We start from the raw sequence: 3305 nt of genomic DNA on the forward strand, positions 1-3305 counted from the left end.
GCCGGCCCCACCGCGGCCACCACGCGCTCCAGGCAGTCCAGGATCGCCGAGTCCGGTGCCTGGCGGTGCCGCGCCGCGCCGTCGTAGCCCAGGACGGCCCCGGCGGCGATGAGCTCGGCGTGCAGGCCCGGGTCGAGGTTGCGGTCCGCGTGCGCGAGCACCACCCGCGCCGGCGCCACCCCGGCCTCGCGCAGCACCTCCAGCACCTCCCAGGCCGCTGAACCGTGCTCGAGGTGCACCATCACCGCCACCCCGCTCGCCCGTGCCGCGGCGGCGGTGGCGGCCAGCACCCGGTGCTCGAAGGCGCTGATGCGCCAGTAGCCGACGCCGGCCTTGAGCAGGCCCGCGCGCACCGGCTGCCCGTGCGGTCCGCGCGCCGGCGCGCCGCGCCCGCGCACGTCCTGGGCCGGCAGCCCCTCGAGCACGTCGGCCGTGAAGCGCGCGGTGAGCTCGCGCACCGGGGCCTGCAGGACCCAGTGCCCGTGCGGGTAGTGCTCCTGGCGGTGCGCGCCGCTGGTGTGCACCACCGTCAGGCCGGTGCCGGCGCTGATGCGCGCCACCGCCGCGGGCCGGCGGCCCAGCCCCGTGGGCGTGGCCTCCACCACGGCGTCGATGCCCGCCGCCCTCAGCGAGGCGCCCTCGCGGCCGCTGGCGGCCTCGTCGTCCAGGTCCTCGCCCGGCAGCAGGACGCTGGCCTGGAACAGGTGCTCGTGGTAGTCGCAGCGCCCCAGCGCGCCGGCCGGCACGTCCCCCAGCACGGTGCGCACCGCGCCGGGCGCGGGCGGGCCGGGCGCGAGCGGGTCCGGCGCGGCCAGGTCCGGTGCGCTCACAGCGTCTCGAACCACGGCTCGAGGCGCCGGTAGGCGTCCAGGAACACCTCGTGCTCGCCGCGGTAGCGCGCGTGCGCCGCGGCGTCGGGGGTCAGCTCGGCGCCGTGCGCGCCGGGGCGCACGGCCCGCGTGAAGTCCCGGTGGACGCCGACGCCGACGCCGCCGACGACCGCCGCGCCCACGGCCGTGGCCTCGTCGACCAGGTCCAGCCGCCGCACCGGCACGCCCCAGACGTCGGCGAGGACGCGCAGCAGGTCGGGGGAGTTCGCCGCGCCGCCGATGGCGTCGATGCGCTCGACCGCGGCGCCGTTGTCCACGAACGCCTTCAGCCCGGTGCGCAGGTTGAACGCCACGCCCTCGACCACGGCGCGCGTCAGGTGCTCCGGGCCGTGGTGGCGGGCCAGGCCGGCGAAGACGGCGCGGGCCCGCGGGTTCCAGTACGGGGAGCGCTCCCCGAGCAGGTGCGGCAGGAAGTACAGGCCGTCCTCGCTGGCCCGCACGCCCGCCGCGGCGCCCAGCAGGCGCTCGTAGCGGGAGTCCCCACCCGGGTCCAGCAGGTCCACCACCCACTGCAGGGAGGCGCCGCCGGCCTGCATCGTGGCGGTGGGCACGTAGCGGCCGGGGACGACGTGGTTGAACGTCATGGTGCGCATCAGCGGGTCGTGCAGGGGCGCGTCGGCGGCCAGGGAGATCCAGGAGGAGGAACCCAGGTAGGCGTAGGCCCCGGAGGCCGCGTCGACGATGCCGGCGCCCAGCGCGCCCGTGGGGCCGTCGCCCCCGCCCAGCACCACCGGGGTGCCGGCCAGCAGGCCGCTCGCGGCGGCGGCCTCGCGGCCGACCCGGCCCACCACGGTGGTCGAGGGCACGATCTCGGGGAAGAGGTCCGCGGGGAGCCCGGCGGCGCCGAGCAGCTCGCCGGACCACGTGCCGCTGCGCTGGTCGAAGGCGTTGGTGCTGGAGGCGTCGGAGGGGTCGGTGACCACCTCCCCGGTCAGCCGGGCGACCATCAGGTCCTTGGCCTGCACGACGTGGCGCACCCGCGCGAACACCTCCGGCTCGTGCTCGCGCACCCACATCACCTTGGACAGGGAGTAGGTGGCGTTCAGGCGGTGGCCGGTGATCCGGTACCCGGCCCCCATGCCGACGCGCTGCACGAGCTGCTCGCTCTGGGACGTCGAGCGGGTGTCCGCCCAGATGATCGCCGGGCGCACCGGCGCGCGGGCGGCGTCCAGCAGCACCGCCCCCATCATCTGCCCCGAGAAGCAGACCCCCTCCACGGCGGCCGCGGCGCCGGGCCGGGCCTCCAGCAGCTGCCGCGTCGCGCGGCACAGGGCCCGCCACCACGCCCCCGGGTCCTGCTCGGCCTTGCCGCGCGGGCCGAAGTCGGTGTCGTAGGCGGCGGTGGCGGCGGCGACGATCGAGCCGTCGGCGTCCACCAGCGCGGCCTTGTCGCCGGTGGTGCCCAGGTCGTGGGAGAGGATCACGGGGCCAGCTCCTCGCTCGGTCGGCGGGACGGTCGGTGCGCCGTTCGGGTGCCCGGCTGCGTGCGGGCGCGTCAGCGCAGGGAGAACCCGCCGTCGATGAGCAGCTCGGTGCCGCAGCAGTACGCCGCCTCGTCGCTGAGCAGGTACGCCACGGCGCCGGCGACCTCCTGCGGCGCGGCGAAGCGCCCCAGGACGGTCTCGCGCCGCCACTGCTCGTGCATGTGCGCCTTGAGGGAGTTCAGCGGCGTGTCGACGTACCCGGGGGAGACGGCGTTGACCCGCACCCCGCGCGGCCCCCACTCCACCGCCAGCGAGCGGGTCAGCGCGCTGACGCCGGCCTTGGAGGTGTTGTAGGCGCTCTGGCGCTGGGGAGCGTTGACCACGGCGTTGCCCGACATGGAGGCCACGTTGACGATCGCCCCGCCCCCGCGGGCCAGCAGCTCGCGGCCGAACTCGCGGCAGCTGAGGAAGACCCCGCGCAGGTTCACGCCCACGACCAGGTCGAACTGGTCCGTCGACATCTCCTCGGCGGCCACGTCGTCCTCGACCACCCCGGCGCAGGTGACCAGTTCCACCGCGGTGCCGTCCTGCGCGTACAGGGAGCGCACCGCGGCGCGCACGGACGCCTCGGAGGTCAGGTCCACCTCGGTGCCCTCGACCCCCTCGGGCAGGTCGTCCAGGTTCCGCCGGTCCAGGGCGTGCACCCGCGCTCCCTCGGCCCGCAGGGCGGCGCACAGGCTCAGGCCGATCCCGCCGCCGCCCCCGGTCACGGCGATGCGGCGTCCGCTGAAGCGCTGAGTCATCGGTGCTCTCCTCCACGGCGTCGTCGTCGACACCCGGTGTAGTGGTACTACCGAGCCGGGGCGAGGCGCAAGGTTCCCGGCCGCGCCGGTTCCGCGTCCACGGGGGAACCCGCCGGGAGACCCCCGGGAGACCCGCCGGGAGACCCGCCGGGAGACCCCCCGGGAGACCCCCCGGGAGACCCCCCGGG

At 76.9% G+C, this 3305-nt stretch carries 3 protein-coding genes; all 3 read right to left on the reverse strand.

Features of this window, described 5'->3' with window-relative positions; translation table 11 throughout:
- Positions 1-830 (reverse strand): phosphotriesterase family protein (locus tag GTR00_RS17360; protein ID WP_205706066.1); only part of this gene is annotated, 830 nt, incomplete at its 3' end.
- Positions 827-2314 (reverse strand): xylulokinase, encoded by a 1488-nt coding sequence (locus GTR00_RS17365; RefSeq protein WP_166612836.1) that lies wholly within the window; start codon positions 2312-2314, stop codon positions 827-829. The genes GTR00_RS17365 and GTR00_RS17360, both read right to left, overlap by 4 nt.
- A 71-nt stretch (positions 2315-2385) precedes the next feature.
- Positions 2386-3117 (reverse strand): SDR family NAD(P)-dependent oxidoreductase, encoded by a 732-nt coding sequence (locus tag GTR00_RS17370; protein WP_166612837.1) that lies wholly within the window; start codon positions 3115-3117, stop codon positions 2386-2388.
- Positions 3118-3305 lie beyond the last annotated feature (188 nt).

This window comes from Kineococcus indalonis, assembly GCF_009906395.1.
Classification (GTDB): Bacteria; Actinomycetota; Actinomycetes; order Actinomycetales; family Kineococcaceae; genus Kineococcus; species Kineococcus indalonis.

Coding starts and splice junctions, on each gene's coding strand:
- GTR00_RS17370 (WP_166612837.1), bottom strand. CDS start 3,117: ATGACTCAGCGCTTCAGCGGACGCCGCATCGCCGTGACCGGGGGCGGC.